The organism is Halomonas sp. AOP5-B2-8, assembly GCF_052376475.1.
In the GTDB taxonomy this organism is placed as follows: Bacteria; Pseudomonadota; Gammaproteobacteria; order Pseudomonadales; family Halomonadaceae; genus Vreelandella; species Vreelandella casei.
In genome coordinates this window covers 743,635-761,959 of record NZ_JBQSVS010000001.1, presented here as the reverse complement: position 1 = coordinate 761,959, position 18,325 = coordinate 743,635, and the positions used below count along the sequence as shown (strand labels likewise).

The window sequence follows — 18,325 nt, the reverse complement described above, 5'->3', positions numbered from 1 at the left end:
GGACTGCTTTTCCGCTGCGCTCCAAATCAGCCTAAAATGCGGGCGTTAGGTGACAGAAAGGAACATCAGCAATGGCGGAATGGCCTGAAAAAAATAGCCCCGGGTTTGTGTTGTTTTTTGAAGATACGCGCCCCGAAGGTTTCGGTCTCGGAATGCCGGAAGATCAGTCATATCACGACTTTCCTGAGATAAAGGCGTTAATGAATGGAGTGTTGAACCACCCCGGAAACCATCTCGGGCTAATTGATCAGTTTGATGAAACCTTGCAGTTCTACGTCAATGGGGATGGCTCTGTTCTCATCGACTTTATTGTCAAAGACAAGAGCGGCTCACTTCAAGCAATCTTGTCGCTTAGGGAGTGTATTGCGTTGGTTCAGTCGTCAGTGCCATCCTTGTCCGCATTGCAAATACCTAACGCTGAGTTCAATAAGTGGTAACCTACTCGCCTAACAATTTCGTTGAGAGGTATGGCCACAAGCTGCGCTTGTGGTTCCCTCCGCCTGCGGCTCCGGTCGCCCCTTACGTAAAACGTTATAGCTAATCACACATGAAATTAATAATACTAGCGATTACTCTATTGCTATCAGGCTGTGTTGTTTATCCAATAAACAAAACTCTTCAGCCGGAGGCTGAAGTTCTCGTAACTGATGGTGAAGGAAAGCCCATTCAGAATGCTTGGGTATATTTAATATCGAGCTCTTATCCTTATGGTTTTGAACAAAGCAGGATGATGGATAAAACCAGTTATAGAGGTGAGGCAAGCTTTCCAAAAATTAAGGAGTGGCGCGCTGAATCTCTAATGATTCACGGTTCGCAGGTGTTTTTTTGGAATTGGTGCGTCGTAAAAGTAGGTTTTGAAACACACACTACAATGTGGAATAGCGGCAATGACTTCCAGACTCAATACGAAGTCATTCTTAATCCAGGGGAAAGCACGCCATGTCCAGAATAATTAAATTATAATTAGCCTTTGGCTGTGGAAAGCACATGTTGCCGGACTGGTTTTTAGCTGGGCTCCAAACCAGTCGAAAATGCGGCGAAATTCATCTTGATTACCCATGTGCACAGTAACCACTGCTACGGAAACGTGAAAAATTAGCCCAACAAGTTCTTCTCGTAGCGCTATGCTGCGGCAGCTTAGCCAGTACGTTATGTGCTTTCGGGGAAAAAATGAAAAAGTGTTTACTATTAGTTCTTGCTGCCATGTCGTTATCAGCCGTTGCTGACGACGAGGAGCTTGATTGCAATAATATAATGAATACGCTTGAGACCAATCGGTGCGCGGCTATCGAGTTAGAGGTCGCCGAGGATGACCTCACCCACTATCTGGAAACGAGCGTTGAACATAACGCGGTTGACCCTGTGTTAGTCGATGCTATCAAAGTGGCTCAAAAGCAGTGGCAGGCGTATGCCGCTGCCCATTGCGGCTCTGTCTATACGCAATGGCGCGATGGAACCATTCGAGGCGTCATGGGAATTACGTGCCGTACCCGGTTAACGAAACAGCGAACGCATGACATCTGGGAAGACTTCCTAACGTATATGGACAGTACGCCCCCTGTTTTACCGGAACCAGATATTGAGTAAAGCTTTGATCATGGACATAACAATCTTTTAAGAGGGATTCAAAGCGCATGGCATTTTTACTATGCGCTGGTTTATGTGTTTGAGGTGGCTTGTAGCGGCTGGGAAAGTACAACCAGGGCGGAGCGCCGAAGCACTCCGCCTTTCAGGCCTTACTCGCTCAGGCCAACTTTTTCCATAAACGCTCGCGCATGCACATCCACCGCTTTAATAGCGTGGACGATCTGCCGCGGCGTCAGCTCATACGCCAGATTATGGCTTGATTCGCCTTCCTTCAGTGCCGCCTCGGCTACACGATAAAGATCTTCTTCGCTTGCCTGGTCAAGTTTGAGTGCTTTCAAGGTCACCGGCAGGCCCAGCGCGAGGTAGAGATCCAGATACTCTTCAAGTTCCGCCTGTGGCGTTTGGTCGAGAATCAGCTGCGCGAGCGTGCCGTACGCCACTTTTTCGCCGTGGGTTAGGTTGTGAATCTCGCCGTGCAGGGCGGTAAAGCCGTTATGGATAGCGTGTGCTGCGGCCAAGCCGCCGCTTTCAAAGCCTAAACCGCTGAGCAGGGTATTGGCTTCCACCACCGCCTCGAACGAGGGCGTGACGATTTGTGCTTGGTTGGCCTGATAGGCCAGCATGGCGTGCTCGAATAGAATCTCTTCGCACTTCTGGCCAATGGTCGCGCCCAGCAGGGTGGCTTTGCCGCCCGCCATGTTGTTGGCGTTGGCGCGAATGGCGGCGCGCGCCTCGACCCAGGTGGCCATCGCATCGGCAATGCCAGAGGCCAAAAAGCGCGGCGGCGCCTTACAGATGATGCCGGTATCTACCAGCACCAGGTCGGGGTTCTTGCTGTAGAAGCGATAGGATTCGAACTCGCCATCGTCGCTGTAGATGACCGATAGGGCGCTGGTGGGCGCATCGGTGGAGGCGGTCGTGGGCAGTATGGCACAGGCCGCGCCTAGCTTTTCGGCCACGCCTTTAGCGGTGTCGATTGTTTTACCGCCACCAAAGCCAATGATGACTTTCGCCTGCTGCTTGCGGCCAAGCTCAACGAGACGGTCGATTTCGCGGTTAGAAGCCTCACCTTCGAACACCGCGCGCTCGAAACTCACGCCTTCGCCTTCCAGGCTAGCGCTGAGCTCCTTGCCCGCAATTTTCCAGACAACGTCGTCGGCAATAAGCAGCGCCGTTTTCCCGAGTGCCGAGATATAGTGACCGGCGCGTGCGGTTACACCTTCACCCTGAACATAGCGGGCAGGGCTGATAAAGACTTTCTCGTTCGTGGCTTCCATGGCAGATATTTCCTATACATAGAATGAGTTGCATGATCAGTGTAGTCACTTATGCCACTGACGCGACTGCGATGATTTGACGCCTGTGCATGTTAACTTAGCTAACTGGCCCAGCGCCTTGGCCCCACGCGTGTGCACAAGCGATTACGAATAACAGAGTATAAACAAGATATGAACATACTGTTTCTGGGAACCTCTGCCGGTGTCCCTACTAAAGCCCGAAACGTCTCCGGCGTCGCTTTGCGAGAGAGTAAAGGGAAGGGCTGGTACTTAATTGATTGTGGCGAAGGCACCCAGCATCAAGTGTTGCACACGAAACTATCGTTCCATTCACTGAAAGCCATCTTGATTACTCATGTGCACGGCGACCACTGCTATGGGCTGCCGGGCATACTGGCGAGTGCGGCCATGGGTGGCCGGGAAGAGCCGCTTACCATTGTGGCGCCCGCAGGCATCAAAGCCTGGTTGGAGGCTACCTGTGAGGTCACGCAGCTTTGCTTGCCCTTCGCCGTGGACTTTATCGCCTCGGATGAGCTGCCCAGCGTTGAGTTTGAGAACATGGCGGTGGCCACCTTCAGGCTTTCACACCGGGTGTCATCCTATGCCTATGGGTTTACGGAGCGAAAGATCGACGCTGCCTTGGATATTGAGAAATTAGCGCAAAAGGGGATTCCGAGAGGGCCGTTGTGGGGGCAGTTGAAGCAAGGGTTTGATGTTGAGTTCGCGGGTGAACGGCTTAAAAGCCATGACTACTTAATCTTCAAGAACAAGCCAAGGAAGGTGGTGATCGCTGGGGACAACGACCGACCTGAACTGCTTGTAGATGCCTGCGAAGATGCCCGGGTGCTGGTACACGAAGCCACCTACACCGAAGAGATGGCCCAGAAGGCCGGTGATGTCGGGCATAGCTACGCCAAGCTTGTCGCCGCGTTTGCTGAAACGGTACAGCTTCCCAACCTAGTGCTGACGCACTTCAGCCCCCGTTATCAGCCCAGCCCCCATGCGTCGCCTTCCATTGAGGACATCAGAGCGGAGGCTCAGAGCGTCTATTCGGGCTCGCTTTATCTAGCGCAGGATTTTGGCGAGTACACGCTCGATAAATCGGGTCACTTTTCTGAAGTGGCGGGCGAATAATCGATTTCATCGCACCGCCCCTTGAAGAATCGCCGACAGATCAGTCGCGGCAATAGCCTTCACCTGTTGCTACTACCAGGCAGTCTTCTTTTTCCGCTAGCCACTTCATGCCGGTGGCTTCGCCATCCCCCGCGCGGAGCAGCTGTTGACCGTCATCGCGGCTAAAGCTAATGCCTTCGTCTGTAGCTTGGCCTTCAAACGTTCCGCTTTGCTCGGCATCCAGGCCGTACTGCATCTCAAGTAGATAATGGCCGGGGCCTGCAGGCTCGTCCTTGCTGATTTCCAGAAATAGCCCTTCGACCCCAGTCCAACGGCCGACCCATTGATCGGTAGTCTCATAATCGGGCTGGCTTTGCTCGGTTGCAGTATCTGAAGTAGAGGCACTTGATGCAGGGGGTTCGCTCTCACTGCTGCACCCGCTGATGAGTATGATTGTGCTTAGGGCTAACGCTGTTTTGATCATGGGTAGTGGTACCTGCTGTGGTTGAATGGCCGTCTTAAATTCAATTTTCTACTCTAAGCCCTGGTACACGAATAAACTCACCAAGGTTATTGGTTAACATAATCATTCTCCGGATATGACATGGTCTGGAATATGAACGATCGCAATTTAACTAGTCGCCGCTGTCGGACCGTCTCTTCACTGCTTCGTGACTCCTACGTTACCGCAAAGCTTAGCGCTTGCCTTGAGTGTTATCCAAAGCTGATCATCATGTTTAGAATGAGCAGAGATGCTGAGTCTACTGATCCCGATTCAATTGCGAAAAATACCCATGACGCCCTCACTTCATCGCCTGTACTCTTTTCGTCGCTGCCCCTATGCCATGCGTGCCCGTCTCGGCTTATTGTTTGCTGAGTTGCAGGTGGAGCTGCGGGAAATAATATTGAAAAACAAACCGGCCCAGATGCTAGCGATTAGTCCGAAAGGCACTGTGCCTGTTTTACAGCTTTTTGATGGTGCTGTAATCGAGGAAAGCCGAGAAATAATGGTGTGGGCGCTTGAGCAACAAGATCCGCAAGGGCTGTTAGACGCAGAGGTTTTGACTCAGGCCAACGCTTTGATCGAGCAAAACGATAATGAATTTAAACATTGGCTGGATCGTTATAAATACGCCGACCGTCATCTCGAAATGATCCAGACGGAGTACCGGCAACGGGGTGAGGCTTTTTTACAGGTGCTAGAGACGTTGCTGACTCAAAAGCCTTATCTTCTGGGGGATAACGCGACCATTGCCGATATTGGCATCATGCCTTTTGTCCGCCAATTCGCCCATGTGGATCGCGATGTTTTTTACAGCCTACCTTACCCGCACCTACAGCGGTGGTTAGAAAACTGGTTGGAGCACGCATTCTTTCTGCAGGCCATGACCAAGTTTCAGCCATGGCAAGAGGAGGATGACGTGGTGGTTTTCCCTTCTTAAACAAAGTGCCATCTGTTACTTCTTGTCGGCTTTCTCTCTCTTTCTAGCGCGATGCACGGCCGCTTTCATTCTGTTTCCGCAAGACGCCATGCTGCACCAGCGGCGCCGGTGAGATTTTGTTTGATCGTGGAACAGAAGAACGCAGTCCGAGGCTTCGCACTGTTTAACGAGCTGCAAGTCAGCCTCGGTAAGCAGCTGAACCAACGCCCGTGCGACAGGCTGCAACAGGCTCTCGCTTTCCATGTTGCGCTGATAGGTTTTTTTTTGAAATACCGATGCTGTTGACTGCCATTCGATCTTCTCAACGGGGTAGCCCCGCTCCAGTACATGATTTACCACGGCGGGGTCCGCGGCTCGGCCCTGCTGGGCAGAGGTAAGAAGGTCCTGCATGTTGTTGCGTAATTCTCTAGCGAGTTGCGCTATCCCCGATGGTGGGCTTTCACGGTATTCGGCCAACACGCCCGCCTGTTGAAGCCACGCAACGACACTGCTGTCATCGTCCAGGCATTCTTGGCGCTCGTCTGCTACGCCAAATTGCGTGTTCATAAAGTCGAGGGCGAGATTGCTTGCGATAAACGGTGGCGCAATTTCTGACGGCATGTCTAGTAACCTTTAATTTCTATGTTGACAGGTTACTATTATTTTGGATAACCTGCAAAAATAGTTATTAATGGTTATCTAGGGGGTTGTCCATGACATCTGAAAATATGACTAATACGCAGGAAGCACTCACAGCCAAGGCTGGGCAGGTTCACTATCGTTTCGAGAAAGTGGGTGATGTCGACATCTTCTATCGTGAAGCGGGTGATCGGGCTGCACCGACAGTGTTGTTGCTGCACGGATTCGCTGCGTCCTCGTATATGTGGCGCGATGTGATTGAGGCGCTTGCCCATCGATATCACGTAGTGGCACCGGATTTACCCGCCTTTGGCTTCACTCAATCACCACCAAGGGGACAGTACGAGTACACCTTTGCCAACCTAACCAAGACGATTGATCAATTTACCGAGCAGTTGAAGATCGATCGCTACGCTATTGCCGTTCACGATTATGGTGCACCTGTGGGCTGGCGTCTGGCGGTGGCTCATCCGTCAAAAATCACTGCCATCATTTCGCAAAACGGCAATGCTTATGAGGAGGGACTTTCAGAAGGGTGGGAGCCTATCCGGACGTATTGGAACGATCCTTCCAAGGCGAATCGTGATGCCCTTAGCGACTTTCCGACGCCGGCGTCAATCAAATGGCAGTACGTGGAGGGCGTTAGCGATACAAGTGCTGTAGCACCGGATGCCTATACGCTGGAAGGGGCTCAGATATCCCAGCCGGGGATGGCGGATATTCAGCTCGACTTATTGTTGGACTACGCCACCAATGTTGCCAAGTATCCTGAATTTCAGGCCTACTTCCGCGAGTATCAGCCGCCCTTGCTCGCGGTATGGGGAAAGCATGATCCCTTCTTTCTACCGCCGGGGGCACAAGCCTGGAAGCGAGATATTCCTCAGGCGGACATTCGCTTTTACGACACGGGGCATTTTGCCTTGGAAACCCATGGCAATGTCATTATCCCGGTGATTTGTGCGTTTTTAGATGATCATCTGCAAATAGCATCAGATGACAAGTAATCACTGTTCCCCACTGGGCGGCAATGGCCAAGGCGGCGCCCGCACGAAGCCGCCGGAACGTTATTTTCCTAGAACTAAAACAATGAGATAGAGTCCTATCAGCAGCTCAATTAATGCGCATGCTGATACGCTGATTGAGATTATGTTGCCTTGCGTATAATCATTGTTAGCGTCTTTTATATATAGAGAAAAATATGTTCCCTATCCGAACTGCTGCATTCGCTTTGATCGTTTTACTTGCTGGCTGTAATCAATCGACTCCCAACCAGCAAGTCTCCGCACCGGCTGAAGGTGCTCAAGCTGGGGCTGAATCCTCTTCGCCAGCCAACGTCAACGAACTCTATTCCCCACTTCTTAAACCCAAGGGAAAGGTCACGCTGAGTAGTTGTCGAATGGGCGGCTGCGCTTGGAATAAATGGCTTTCCGTTAAGTCCATTAGCACTTCAGAGACAGAGCAAACACTGGAAGTAACGCTGCTTAACGGTGACTCAAGGCTTAAGGACGGAGAGGATTCCCCCACGTCACCCGATGGCGTCGCGATCAATTGGAACGTAGAACCCGAGGTTATCAATGTGACGTGCTCATACACGGCACCGTCAGTCTCAAGTGAAGCATTAACCTTAAATTCCGAGACCGCCGTGCCCGGTGCCATGGAAAGCGCCGCTGAGCTTTACTTTGCGGCATGCCACTCCAACTTCGACGGCTATTCGAGTGGCATAGAGACTTTTTCCTACGATGTGAAATAGGCAGGCATTGATGGCTGCACTCTTAATCTTCCACCATGCTATTTAGCGCATTTTAAACGGATTCAGCCCGTTGGCTTGCTGCATCATCATGCGCTTGGCCAGCGGGAAACGTTCGGCAATCTGCAGGCTTAAATCACCTAGTTGGCGCAGGGGCTTGGCGCCGGTAAACAGATGATGAAAGCTGTCGGTGGCAGCAATCATGGCTTGATTGGCCACGCGGCGCTGGCACTCAAAGCGGAGCAGGTTGATCGAGTCGCCAGCGTCGCGGCCTTTGATGATGATCTCGGCCAGCGTGTCGGCGTCGTGCAGGCCGATGTTTAAACCTTGCCCCGCCAGTGGATGCACCACGTGCGCCGCATCGCCAATCAGCGCTAAGCGTGTGCCAATATAGCGCTGCGCGTGTTGGCGTTTAATTGGGAAGCTTGCCCGTGCCACGATGCGAGTAATTCCGCCTAGCCGTTTGGGAAAGGCCGTTTCAATTGCCGTTTTTAGCGCGTCATCGTCTAACTGTTCGCGGGCTTTGGTGGTTTCGTCTCTGTCGTACCACACCAACGAGGCGCGCTGGCCGGGTAAGGGCAGCATCGCGAGCGGGCCGGTGGGGGTGAAAACCTGCCAGCTAACGTCTTGCTGGGGCAGCTCGGTTTCTACGTTAATGATCATCGCGCGCTGATGATAGTCGTAGCTTGTCACGCTAATGCCTGCCAGCGCACGCAGCGTAGAATTCGCACCGTCAGCACCGACAATTAAGCGCGCGCTAAGGGTTGTGCCGTTATCTAGCTCCAGCGTGCGGGCATTGCTGGCCGTTCCTGTGCTAATCGGCGCGCAGTGGGTGTAGCAGCTAACGCTAGGCAGCTGTTCCAGCCGCTGCCATAGCGCGTACTGCAGCGTTTGGTTTTCGATAAAGATGCCGAAGTCTTCCATGCCGCTCTCTTCAGCGGAAAACAGCGAATGGCCGGTGCCGTCCTGATTGGCGACATCAATATGGCGAAAAGGGCAGCTGCGCTCTTGCGGCAGAGCGGTACCGCTTGCCTTGATAAAGGCCAGCGAGCGCGCATTGAGTGATGAGATGCGCAGGTCATAGTCGCCGCTGGGCGCGGTGGGCGCATCGCCTTGCTCCACAAGCCCAACGCTTAGCCCCGTATGGCCTAAGCGTGCTGCCAGTGCCGCGCCCACCATGCCGCCACCGACAATAATAATGTCATGATCGTGCTGCATAAGAGTCTCTCCTGGGTGCACAATAACTGTTCAAGGGCGAGTTGCGTGGCCCGCTGTTGCTATACAGTATCGTTGAATTTGAGCAACATTGCCTAGAGGTGAACGATTGACGCAGGCCGTGGACATTGCAGAAAACGTTGCCCAGTCGGGCAAAGAGCTAGCTGACTTTATACAGCAGCACCCCAAGCTGTGGGTGATTACCGGTGCCGGCGTGAGTACCGACAGCGGCATTCCGGACTATCGCGATGCGCTGGGGCAATGGAAGCGACCGCCGCCGGTACAGCACGGCGACTTTATGACGTTTCACGGCGTGCGTCAGCGCTATTGGGCGCGCGCGCTGATCGGGTTCAGGGCGCTGCGTGAAGCGCAAACCAGCGGTGCACACCGGGCGCTAGCCGCGCTGGAAGCGCAAGGGTACATCCAGCAGCTGGTGACGCAAAACGTTGACCGCTTGCATCAGCGTGCAGGCTCGCGCCGCGTCATCGACCTGCATGGCCGCGCGGATATGGTGAAGTGCATGGCGTGTGATTATCAAATGATGCGTCATGCGATGCATGCTGAAATGGCGCGCATGAATCCAACGTTTGCCGATTTACAGGCCGGTCACGCGCCGGATGGCGACGCCGATCTAGAAACGGACTTCAGCGCCTTTCGTGTTTTCGACTGCCCGCGCTGTCGTGGCATCTTAAAGCCTGACGTGGTGTTTTATGGCGATGTGGTACCCGCGCCGCGGCGGTTAGCGGCACAGGCGGCTATGGCGAAGGCCGATGCCGTGCTGGCGGTGGGCACCTCGTTGATGGTGTTTTCCGGCTATCGTTTCTGCCGCGCTGCCTATGAGCAGGGCATCCCGCTGGCGTCGCTGTCACTGGGGGTCACTCGTGCAGATGCGCTATTAACGCATCAGTGGCGTGCGCCATTAACGCCGGTACTTGAACAGGCGGTGCGTTGTTTGCAGCCCGCTTTGTCAGTTGGAGAGCACTAGCGCGCTTTCGATACCCACGGATTATCTGCCAGCCAGAGGCGCCAGGGGGCATCGCGGTGCTCTGGCTTGGCGTAATCAATACCCACCCGTGGGCCGGTAGCAACGGGCTCGTGATGCGACGCGGCGCTAATCCAGAGCTGGTCGCGCTGGGTCATATCATGGCCATACAGCGCTTTATTAATGCTGAGCGCGCGAGTGAGCTTGCCAGGGCCATTGCTCAGCTGTTTACCGGTTGCCTGGCGGATAGCGCGCATGGCGTTCTCGTTAGCGGTGGGTTCCACTGCGCGAATCAATACCGCGCAGGGCGAATCTTCCGGCTCCGTCACTACGTTCAGCAGCCAGTGCATGCCATAAACAAGATACACATAGGCGTGGCCGGGTGGCCCGAACATCGCTTCCGTGCGCGGTGAGCGGCGGCGGTGGGCATGGCAGGCTGAGTCTTCAGCCCCACAATAGGCCTCGGTTTCAACAATCCTCGCGGCCATCTGCTCGCCGTTAATCTCACGCACCAGCCAGCAGCCGAGCAGGTCTCTTGCGACCTCTAGCGTGTCGCGGTTATAAAAATCCCGTGTGAGCGGCGTTAGCGTGCTGTCTTCAACATTTGGCATGCTGGGCCATCGTTTTAACATCGTCATCTCGGCGTTTATTTGACGAGTGTTAGGGTATTCGCTAACCACAGCCAATAGAAGCGGAGTGAGCCGTGCTTTCATTTGAACATCGCGATGCCACTGTGCCAGAACTCTTCTGGATTAAACGCCAGGCAGACACGTACTTGAGCAGGCCGTGCGTTGTTTAAAGGGCGTTTTAGCTGGTGACAGGCGCACCGTTAGCAGCAGCACTGTTGACGTGAATGGCATAGACACTGGTGGTCGCGGTGATCAGCAGTTCGTTGCCGCGTTGCCCACCAAAGGTCAGGTTTGAGACGGTTTCAGGCACCAGTATCTTGCCCAGCAATACGCCATTGGGATCAAAGCAATGCACGCCGTCGGCCGCCGAAGTCCACACATTGTCGTGGCAATCGACCCGGAAGCCATCCGGTAGGCCTTGATCAAGCGTGGCAAAGTCGCATCCGTTTTCCAGGCTATTGTCAGCACAAACATCGTAAACGCGAATGACAGCGGGCACCGTTTCGTCATGGCTACTGCCCGACTCGGCAATATACAGGCGTTTCTCGTCGCAGGAAAAAGCCAGGCCATTTGGCTGGGTAAAATCATCGCTAACCGATGACAGCTGCCCTGTCTCAGGCTCAAGGCGAAAAACATGGCGGTGGCATTGTTGCGGTGTTGCCTTGTAGCCCTCGTAATTGGACAAAATGCCGTATGTGGGATCGGTAAACCAGATGCTGCCATCAGACTTGACCACAACGTCATTGGGCGAGTTGAGACGTTGGCCGTCGAATCGATCTACCAATGTCGTAATCAGGCCGTCATGTTCGGTTCGGGTAACCGATCGTGTGCCGTGCTGGCAACTGATTAAGCGGCCTTCACGATCTTGACTATTGCCATTGCAAAAGTTGGAACTATCCCGAAACACATTGACTGTTCCATCGCACATCCAGCGATAGATTTTTTGTTTAGGGATGTCGGAAAATAGCAGGCACTGATGGGCCGCAAACCACACCGGTCCCTCGGTCCATAGATGGCCAGTAGAAAGCCGCCGCAACTGGACATTCGCTAAAATAAGATCACGAAAACGCTCATTGATAATGTCATAGGGTCCGTTCATATCCGATAGCCTTTTTTGTTAGCCAGTACCACCACGGATACAATAATGATTCCCGTTAGGATCAATCTTGCTCCGGCGCCCAGACCATAAGAATTAAGCATCGACACCATCAGGAACATAAACAGGGCAGCCGCCCAGACGCCGGGAACATTGGAATTACCTCCTGCAATGGAGGAGCCGCCTATCACCACCACCGCAATCGACATCAGTAAGTATTCCGTCCCCATATTCAGGTTGGCGCCGCCTGAGAAACTCGCCAGCATGAAGCCCGTAAGGCCTGCCAGACCAGCACAGCCGACATACACGCTAAAACGTACGGCATTGACCGGCACACCACTCAGTCGTGCGGCCCGGCTGTTTTGGCCAGTGGCCGATATCCAGCGCCCTGCAATCGCTTTTTCCAGAACGATCCAGGCCAGGATGGAAACCAAAAGTGCGACCAGGGCAATATTGGGAATACCGAAGGTTCCTCCTGTTGAGAAATCGGCTAGAAGCGGGGGCGGTTTGATGCGCAAACCCCGGTTTGACCAGATCGCTAGCGACTGAAACAGGAATGATGAAGATAAGGTGGCAATAATGGGCGGAATACGCAGCAGCAGGATTAACAAAAAGTTAAACAAGCCGCAGGCCAGCCCGACCCCCAGCGCAATTAACAGCCCTGGCAGAATAAGAGCGCCATCCGTTGCCATGAATTTCAATGCCAGGGTGCCGGCAAGTGTCATGGAGGCAGGAATGGAAAGATCCACATTACCCGGCCCCAGGGTAACCACAAACATCTGGCCGACCCCGACGATCACCGCAAAGGAGGCGAAGGTAAAGGCCGCATAAAGCAATGCCCCGGCCCCGCCACTTGAAACCACTAGCAAGGTGGCAAGATACGTCCCCCCGGCGGCCAGCCAGGCCCATATCCATGGCTTGCGTGATAGCGTGCTAAACACACCTGATAGCCACTTTTTTGAGTGTGACTGGGGGATGTTTTTGGCTAATATTTTCATGCCAGTGCCTCCCGCCGGGTAAATACAAGACGCAAGGCAAGAACGGCGATCAGGATGGCCCCTTGCGCGCCGATCTGCCAGTCGGATGAAAGGTGCAGGAAGGACAGAAAACTGGCCGCCAATGTCAGCGTCAGCGCGCCAATCACCGCGCCGATAGGTGATACCCGCCCGCCGGTAAACTCACCGCCGCCCAAGATCACCCCGGCAATCGATAGCAGGGTATAGCGCAAGGCAATATTGGCATCGGCGGAGGTCGCTAAGCCGACCAGCGCCATCCCTGCCAGCACACCGAACAGCCCGGCAATCCCATAGGCAGCGGCTTTAAGCCCCAGTACAGACCAGCCTGAACGTTCGATGGCCTGTTCATTGCCGCCCACCCCACGCAGTAACACGCCCAAAGAAGAGCGTTTAACCACATAATGCATGCCTAGCCCTATCACTACAGGGGCAATAATCGCTACCGGCACAAACGGCGTTTTGGCGGTCATCATCGCGCGAAGCCAGTCCGGCGACGATCCACCCGGGGAGGGCAATACCAGCACCGCCATGCCGGCCCAGAAAAAGGACATGCCCAGCGTTACGACAATCGCAGGCAAGCCGCGGGCATGTATGATCGCACCCATCCCGGCATAAACTAGGATGGCGGCCGAGAGGATGGCATAGCCAATCAGTGGGTCGCTTTGCACGAAGGTAGCCGTCACGCAGGCGCAGAAACTGACAAAGGTGCCGATCGATAAATCAATATCGTTGACCATCAGAATCATCATCTGGGCGATGGTTGCCAAGGCGACAGGCACCGCCAGATTAAACAGCAGATTTAGCCCGAAATAGCTCATGGTGCGCGGTTGCATATAAAAGACAGCGCCTAACAGAACTGCCAGCGACATGACCGGCAATAAAATTCGCAGATAATCACGATTCATTGAACCGCCTCCTGCATATCAAAAGAGGCGCGCAGCATGTTCTCTTCGTTGATCTCATCGCCGCTTAGTTCGGCGGCGACCTCTCCGTCGCGAAAAACAAACACGCGGTCACATTGCAGAATCTCTTCCGTCTCGGTCGAATACCATAGGAAGGTACGGCCTTTTACGACTTCCTCGCGGATCATCCGGTAGACTTCTTTTTTGGTACCCACATCCACTCCCCGCATGGGATCGTCCATCACTACAATGGGGGCCGATGATGCCAAAGCTCGTGAAAACAGCACTTTTTGCTGATTTCCCCCGGAAAGCGACAAGATGGAGTCGTGCAGATTGTTTGTTTTTATGGCGATTTTGCGGTGCCATTCCTGGGTCAGCTTGGCCTCCGCCTTAAGGTCTACCAGAAAGCTGCGGCTGCATTCGATCAATGTTTGTAAACTCAGATTTCGCATGATCGACCAGAGAGGCATCACGCCATCCCGGCTACGGTCACCGGCGACAAATACGACTTGGGGGTTGCGTGTTGTCCGCCAATCCGAAGACCGTTCAAGAAAACAACGCGCTAATGCCTCTGCCTGGCCATGCCCGGCCAATCCGGCCAATCCGACCACCTCACCCTGACGTGCATGCAGGCCGTTTTTCATTCTCAGCACTTCCTCCCCAAACGCTGTGTGCTGTTGGGTCTCTTCCGCATCTACCGCATCGGCAACTACGTGGCCCATCGCATCGACAAGGCTGTCACGGTTAAAGTGGCTGGCATCGTCATTAGCTAGAACACAGCCGTCTTTCATCACCACAATACGGGTGGCGACGTTGAAAATTTCACCCAGCATATGGGAGATAAAGATGATTGACCCACCGTCGGCACAAAACTGCTTGATATAGTTAAGTAACTGGTCAGCAATTGCGCCATCAAGGGAGGAGGTGGGTTCATCAAGAATGACTAAGCGCGCATCAATATCGCGCCGGGAAAATGCGATGGCAATTTCTACCATCTGGCGTTCGGCAATGGGCAAGTCGCCAACCAGACGGTACGGGTCTATGCCATTGCCGGGAAAAATTGTATCCAGTGCCTTGCGTATCGCCAAAGCAGCTTTGCCGCGCCAGCTTTGCAGAGGCATGTTCCGGTACGGAATACGCATATTTTCCAGCACCGTCAGGTTGGGGCAAAGCGACAGTTCCTGAAATACACTGCGTATGCCGGTATTTCTCGCCCGCTGGGCATTGCGCAAATGTGTCGTGGCCGCTTGATCGTTATAGCGGACATCCCCCTGAGTCGGAGACAAACGGCCATTAATCACATTGACCAGAGTGGACTTACCCGCCCCATTATGGCCAACCACACCGAGACATTCGCCGGGCATGATGACCAATTTGACATCGCTAATGGCCTTCACCACCCCGAAAGAAACGCCGACATCGGCAAGCGAAATGATCGGCACCTCCTCGGTGCCGAGCAATGTGTGGTTCGCATTCATGGTTGAGTCGCCCTAGTTTGCCGATGAGATTAGATTTTTTGCATCGTCCAGGGTGTATTCTTGATTAGCGACCGAGCCTTCGGGCGTTTCGTTGAGTACTTCTTCGAGGTTGTCCTCATTAACGCGTAAGAAGGGGACGGTCAGGTCCTTAGCAACGTCCTGGCCATCAAGTATCTGTTGAGCCACCCAGAAGGCCAGCGAACTAACCCCCGGTGCAATCGACAAAGAGATGGTTTCATAACCGCTGTCGGCCTTTTGTTCCGCCCACCACTGCAGTTCGTCTTGGCGATTGCCCATAATAATGGTCGGGATAGGGCGATCTGAGGCTTGAAAGGCTTGCGCAGCCCCATAGCCGTCTCCCCCTTGGGTAACGACCGCGGTAATGTCGGGCAAGCTGGGTAGAATCCCCGCAACGGCTTTCTGCGCTACATCCTGGGCCCAGTCACCATGCACGGAACCGACGATCTCAAACTCGGTGTTAGCAACTTCTTCGTGAATCCCGGCACTGATTTCGTCGTCGACAAAAACGCCGGCCAGGCCACGGATTTCAAGCAGGTTGCCGCCGTCAGGGTAGCGACCTTCCAGGTATGTGACCTGGTCACGCCCCATTTGCTGGAAATCAACGGCAATGCGCCATGCGCAGGGTTCGGTGACGATGCCATCGAAAGACACCACAATAATACCGGCATCGCAGGCCGTCTTAATCGCGCCGTTAACAGCCGTCGGTGATGCTGCATTTACCACAATGGCGTCATAGCCCTGCAGAATCATGTTTTGAATCTGGGCGGCTTGTTCCGTTGCCTGATTTTCTGATGTGGTAAAGGCGTCAGCGGCGGCGATAGTCCCCTGCTCGACTTCCTCCTCAGCGACTTTCTCCCAGCTTTCCAGCATAGCCTGACGCCAGGAGTTGCCTGCATAGTTGTTTGAAAGGGCGATGCGTTTGTCTGCAGTGTCGGCTAAGGCATTCCCGGACATTCCCATCACTATGCCAGCGACAACGCTGAAAAGTAGAGGTCTGAAGGGAAGGTTAGGGCTCAGGTTTTTTTTGCGGACAATCGCGTTGTAAAGATTGGCGTTGACGTTCATCTTATTCTCCTTGACGCGGCTAGGTAGTCCGTAGTCCACGTCTTAATTTGTTTTATTTGTTATAGATTTTAGTTTCGACAACCGTGCTAAAAGCGTAAAGAGTATTTACCGTACTAATGTTGCGGGTTCGCGCAGTTTTGTTGCGGGTTTCCGCAAAGTCGTTGTAGCCTCGTAAAAGGGTGCCCCTAGGAGGGAGTCTTCATGTCGGATCTCGCCCATTACCTGCGCATTGCCAATCTGCTGGCAGGCAACCTCGATATTGATTCAGCATTGCGTTCCGTTAAAGCGGAAATCGCCAACATCATCGAATTTGATCATCTTGATGTGTGCCTAACGGATACAGACAGCCGATGGAATACGGCCTACGAGGTTGGTCTACAGACCACTTGGGGCACCTCTCGGTCACTTGTGGCGCAGTCTCCCGTTCGTGACATTCTTTTGGGCAAAGCCGACTACCTTCTTACCGGGAATGCCCAAAAAGATCCACGTTATATGTTTCCCGGTGCCGTCAGCGCGCCGATCCTTGATAATGAATTCCGCAGTCGCGTCAATGTTGCGATGAAAGTATTGGGCAACGTCGTCGGATCATTGAACTGTTCTTCCAAGCAGCAGAATCTATACACCCAACAGCATGTTGAACAGGTGCGAAGTCTGGCCGATATACTGGCCCCGTATTTCTATGCATTGCGCGCCAATGAGAAAGCGAATAGGGAAGCCGTTTTTCGTGCTGAACTTTTGGCAAGAGAAGAAGGGCTTCGTCTTGGCGCATTGAATCTAACCGATGCGCTGGAAGCTGAGCGGCAACGGATCGGCATGGATTTGCACGATCAGACTCTGGCGGACCTGACCCGAATTGCTCGCGATATTCGCCCTGGTATGACAGAGGGCCAACATTATCGCTTACATCAACAAATACAAAATACGATACAGGATTTACGCGATATCATTGATATCTCTATTCCTTCAATTCTCGAGCTGTTTGGTTTTCGTCACGCGGTTATTACGCATTTAGAGCGCGCCGTTAGCCGCGAGAGTTCTGTTTGTTTCACTGTCGAAGACTTGACCGAAAGCGCTGTTGATGGGCTACCTGAAGTCACCCGTATCGCCGTTTTCAGGATCTGTCAGGAGGCTATTAATAATGCCGTCCAGCATTCGGGTGCCGCGCATATTTTCGTCACTGTGTGCGATGATGCTGATAGCTATCTGACTATCCGAATTGTCGATAATGGCCGGTTTAAGCTGCGCGATTCCGGGCCTTGCAGCGGTCTAGCGCATATGAAAACCCGTGCCCGCCTTATCGGAGCAAAATACGACATCGCCACTCAGAATGGCACGCAAATAACGATCAGATTGCCAGAAGTCTTTGTTACTACCCAAAGAGCGGACCATGAAAATACTGCTGGTTGAAGACGATAAAATGCACGCTGACTTCTTGCATGAAATCGTTGAGGGCGCCCTCCCAGAATTTGAGCAAATTCTGATGGCGCAGGATGGTAAAGAAGCGGAAGCCTTAACTCAGCGCCACAATATTTCAGCCATCGTTATGGACTTGCGCATGAGGGAGCATAACGGTATCGAAGCTGCGAGAGCGATTTGGGCCAGGCGGCCTGACGCCCGCATTCTATTCTGGTCGAATTACTCCGATGAAGCCTATTTACGCGGCATTGCCCATATCGTCCCCGATCAGGCAGCTTATGGCTATGTACTCAAAACAGCCTCACCAGAGAGAATGCGTGTGGCACTTCGTGCTGTCTTGATTGAAGCGCAGATCGTGGTTGACCTTGAAGTTCACCAGTTACAAAACCAGCAGATCCGTTCACGCAGTGCCCTGACCGAATTTGAATACCTCATTCTGCTGGATGTAGCCCTGGGTCTACCAGACAAGGCCATTGCAACACGGCGCAATCTTTCGCTGCGTACCGTGCAGAACCGATTGTTAGACGTTTATGACAAGCTCGATGTCGTGGCCCTCGACCAGAATGATCTTGGCATCCTATTTAACAAACGCGCGCGTGCGGTTGCCAACGCGATTAACCAAAAAATAATCAATCGCGAAGGCTTAGAAGCAGCGGAAAAGGAACTTCGGTCATGGCTTGGCAATGCATCAAAAAAAGATGCCTGATAGGCGGACGGATCC

At 53.3% G+C, this 18,325-nt stretch carries 20 protein-coding genes; 10 read left to right on the top strand and 10 right to left on the bottom strand.

The window, feature by feature from the left end; genetic code table 11:
* The first annotated feature begins 71 nt into the window (after window positions 1-71).
* From ACT3RP_RS03390 to ACT3RP_RS03380, 3 genes are all read left to right on the top strand, one after another.
* Entirely contained in the window at window positions 72-437 is a 366-nt protein-coding gene (locus ACT3RP_RS03390) for a hypothetical protein (RefSeq protein ID WP_483393237.1), read from the top strand.
* Window positions 438-547: 110 nt separating this feature from the next.
* A complete protein-coding gene (locus ACT3RP_RS03385) occupies window positions 548-952 on the top strand; it encodes a hypothetical protein (protein ID WP_483393236.1) in 405 nt (134 codons plus the stop codon).
* A gap of 218 nt (window positions 953-1,170) precedes the next feature.
* On the top strand, window positions 1,171-1,587 hold the full coding sequence (locus ACT3RP_RS03380) for a lysozyme inhibitor LprI family protein (protein ID WP_483393235.1): 417 nt from the start codon (window positions 1,171-1,173) through the stop codon (window positions 1,585-1,587).
* A 149-nt stretch (window positions 1,588-1,736) separates the two neighbouring features.
* On the opposite strand, the gene ACT3RP_RS03375 is transcribed toward ACT3RP_RS03380, so the two are convergent.
* The gene (locus ACT3RP_RS03375; protein ID WP_441684378.1) at window positions 1,737-2,864 is read right to left on the bottom strand and encodes a glycerol dehydrogenase; all 1,128 of its coding nucleotides are present in this window, start codon (window positions 2,862-2,864) and stop codon (window positions 1,737-1,739) included.
* Between the two features lie 171 nt (window positions 2,865-3,035).
* Between ACT3RP_RS03375 and ACT3RP_RS03370 the strand changes: the two genes are divergently transcribed.
* Entirely contained in the window at window positions 3,036-3,998 is a 963-nt protein-coding gene (locus tag ACT3RP_RS03370; protein ID WP_483393234.1) for a ribonuclease Z, read from the top strand.
* Window positions 3,999-4,038: 40 nt separating this feature from the next.
* Here ACT3RP_RS03370 and ACT3RP_RS03365 read toward each other — a convergent pair whose 3' ends face one another.
* Window positions 4,039-4,461 carry a hypothetical protein gene (locus ACT3RP_RS03365; RefSeq protein ID WP_441684380.1) on the bottom strand — a complete coding sequence of 141 codons (423 nt, stop codon included), beginning with the start codon at window positions 4,459-4,461 and terminating at the stop codon, window positions 4,039-4,041.
* A 310-nt stretch (window positions 4,462-4,771) separates the two neighbouring features.
* Between ACT3RP_RS03365 and ACT3RP_RS03360 the strand changes: the two genes are divergently transcribed.
* Entirely contained in the window at window positions 4,772-5,419 is a 648-nt protein-coding gene (locus tag ACT3RP_RS03360) for a glutathione S-transferase (protein ID WP_444672195.1), read from the top strand.
* Between the two features lie 15 nt (window positions 5,420-5,434).
* On the opposite strand, the gene ACT3RP_RS03355 is transcribed toward ACT3RP_RS03360, so the two are convergent.
* A complete protein-coding gene (locus ACT3RP_RS03355; RefSeq protein WP_096282020.1) occupies window positions 5,435-6,019 on the bottom strand; it encodes a CGNR zinc finger domain-containing protein in 585 nt (194 codons plus the stop codon).
* Between the two features lie 92 nt (window positions 6,020-6,111).
* On the opposite strand from ACT3RP_RS03355, the gene ACT3RP_RS03350 reads away from it, so the two are divergent.
* Together ACT3RP_RS03350 and ACT3RP_RS03345 are read left to right on the top strand one after the other, a co-directional pair.
* A complete protein-coding gene (locus tag ACT3RP_RS03350) occupies window positions 6,112-7,041 on the top strand; it encodes an alpha/beta fold hydrolase (protein ID WP_483393233.1) in 930 nt (309 codons plus the stop codon).
* Between the two features lie 194 nt (window positions 7,042-7,235).
* Window positions 7,236-7,787: a hypothetical protein gene (locus ACT3RP_RS03345; RefSeq protein WP_441684383.1), complete on the top strand. Its 552-nt coding sequence runs from the start codon at window positions 7,236-7,238 to the stop codon at window positions 7,785-7,787.
* 42 nt (window positions 7,788-7,829) lie between these two features.
* Here the strand turns inward: ACT3RP_RS03345 and ACT3RP_RS03340 are convergent, their stop codons facing one another.
* The gene (locus ACT3RP_RS03340) at window positions 7,830-9,002 is read right to left on the bottom strand and encodes a UbiH/UbiF/VisC/COQ6 family ubiquinone biosynthesis hydroxylase (RefSeq protein ID WP_096282017.1); all 1,173 of its coding nucleotides are present in this window, start codon (window positions 9,000-9,002) and stop codon (window positions 7,830-7,832) included.
* 106 nt (window positions 9,003-9,108) lie between these two features.
* On the opposite strand from ACT3RP_RS03340, the gene ACT3RP_RS03335 reads away from it, so the two are divergent.
* A complete protein-coding gene (locus tag ACT3RP_RS03335; protein WP_483393232.1) occupies window positions 9,109-9,984 on the top strand; it encodes an NAD-dependent protein deacetylase in 876 nt (291 codons plus the stop codon).
* On the opposite strand, the gene ACT3RP_RS03330 is transcribed toward ACT3RP_RS03335, so the two are convergent.
* The 6 genes from ACT3RP_RS03330 to ACT3RP_RS03305 all read right to left on the bottom strand — a co-directional run bounded on the left by ACT3RP_RS03330 (window position 9,981) and on the right by ACT3RP_RS03305 (window position 16,188).
* The gene (locus ACT3RP_RS03330; protein WP_483393231.1) at window positions 9,981-10,592 is read right to left on the bottom strand and encodes a DNA-3-methyladenine glycosylase; all 612 of its coding nucleotides are present in this window, start codon (window positions 10,590-10,592) and stop codon (window positions 9,981-9,983) included. The two genes, ACT3RP_RS03335 and ACT3RP_RS03330, sit on opposite strands and share 4 nt — an antisense overlap.
* Before the next feature lie 196 nt (window positions 10,593-10,788).
* Window positions 10,789-11,709 (bottom strand): SMP-30/gluconolactonase/LRE family protein, encoded by a 921-nt coding sequence (locus ACT3RP_RS03325; protein WP_483393230.1) that lies wholly within the window; start codon window positions 11,707-11,709, stop codon window positions 10,789-10,791.
* Window positions 11,706-12,704, bottom strand: coding sequence for an ABC transporter permease (locus tag ACT3RP_RS03320; protein ID WP_483393229.1), 999 nt, complete (start codon window positions 12,702-12,704; stop codon window positions 11,706-11,708). The genes ACT3RP_RS03325 and ACT3RP_RS03320 overlap by 4 nt, the downstream gene beginning before the upstream one ends.
* A complete protein-coding gene (locus ACT3RP_RS03315) occupies window positions 12,701-13,627 on the bottom strand; it encodes an ABC transporter permease (protein ID WP_483393228.1) in 927 nt (308 codons plus the stop codon). Before ACT3RP_RS03315 ends, ACT3RP_RS03320 begins: the two co-directional genes overlap by 4 nt.
* Window positions 13,624-15,102: a sugar ABC transporter ATP-binding protein gene (locus ACT3RP_RS03310; RefSeq protein WP_483393227.1), complete on the bottom strand. Its 1,479-nt coding sequence runs from the start codon at window positions 15,100-15,102 to the stop codon at window positions 13,624-13,626. Before ACT3RP_RS03310 ends, ACT3RP_RS03315 begins: the two co-directional genes overlap by 4 nt.
* A gap of 12 nt (window positions 15,103-15,114) precedes the next feature.
* Entirely contained in the window at window positions 15,115-16,188 is a 1,074-nt protein-coding gene (locus ACT3RP_RS03305; protein WP_193062811.1) for an ABC transporter substrate-binding protein, read from the bottom strand.
* A gap of 201 nt (window positions 16,189-16,389) precedes the next feature.
* On the opposite strand from ACT3RP_RS03305, the gene ACT3RP_RS03300 reads away from it, so the two are divergent.
* Together ACT3RP_RS03300 and ACT3RP_RS03295 are read left to right on the top strand one after the other, a co-directional pair.
* On the top strand, window positions 16,390-17,595 hold the full coding sequence (locus ACT3RP_RS03300; protein ID WP_193062809.1) for a GAF domain-containing sensor histidine kinase: 1,206 nt from the start codon (window positions 16,390-16,392) through the stop codon (window positions 17,593-17,595).
* Window positions 17,576-18,310, top strand: a complete 735-nt coding sequence (locus tag ACT3RP_RS03295; protein WP_193062807.1) for a response regulator transcription factor — start codon at window positions 17,576-17,578, stop codon at window positions 18,308-18,310. The genes ACT3RP_RS03300 and ACT3RP_RS03295 overlap by 20 nt, the downstream gene beginning before the upstream one ends.
* The last annotated feature ends 15 nt before the right edge of the window (window positions 18,311-18,325 follow it).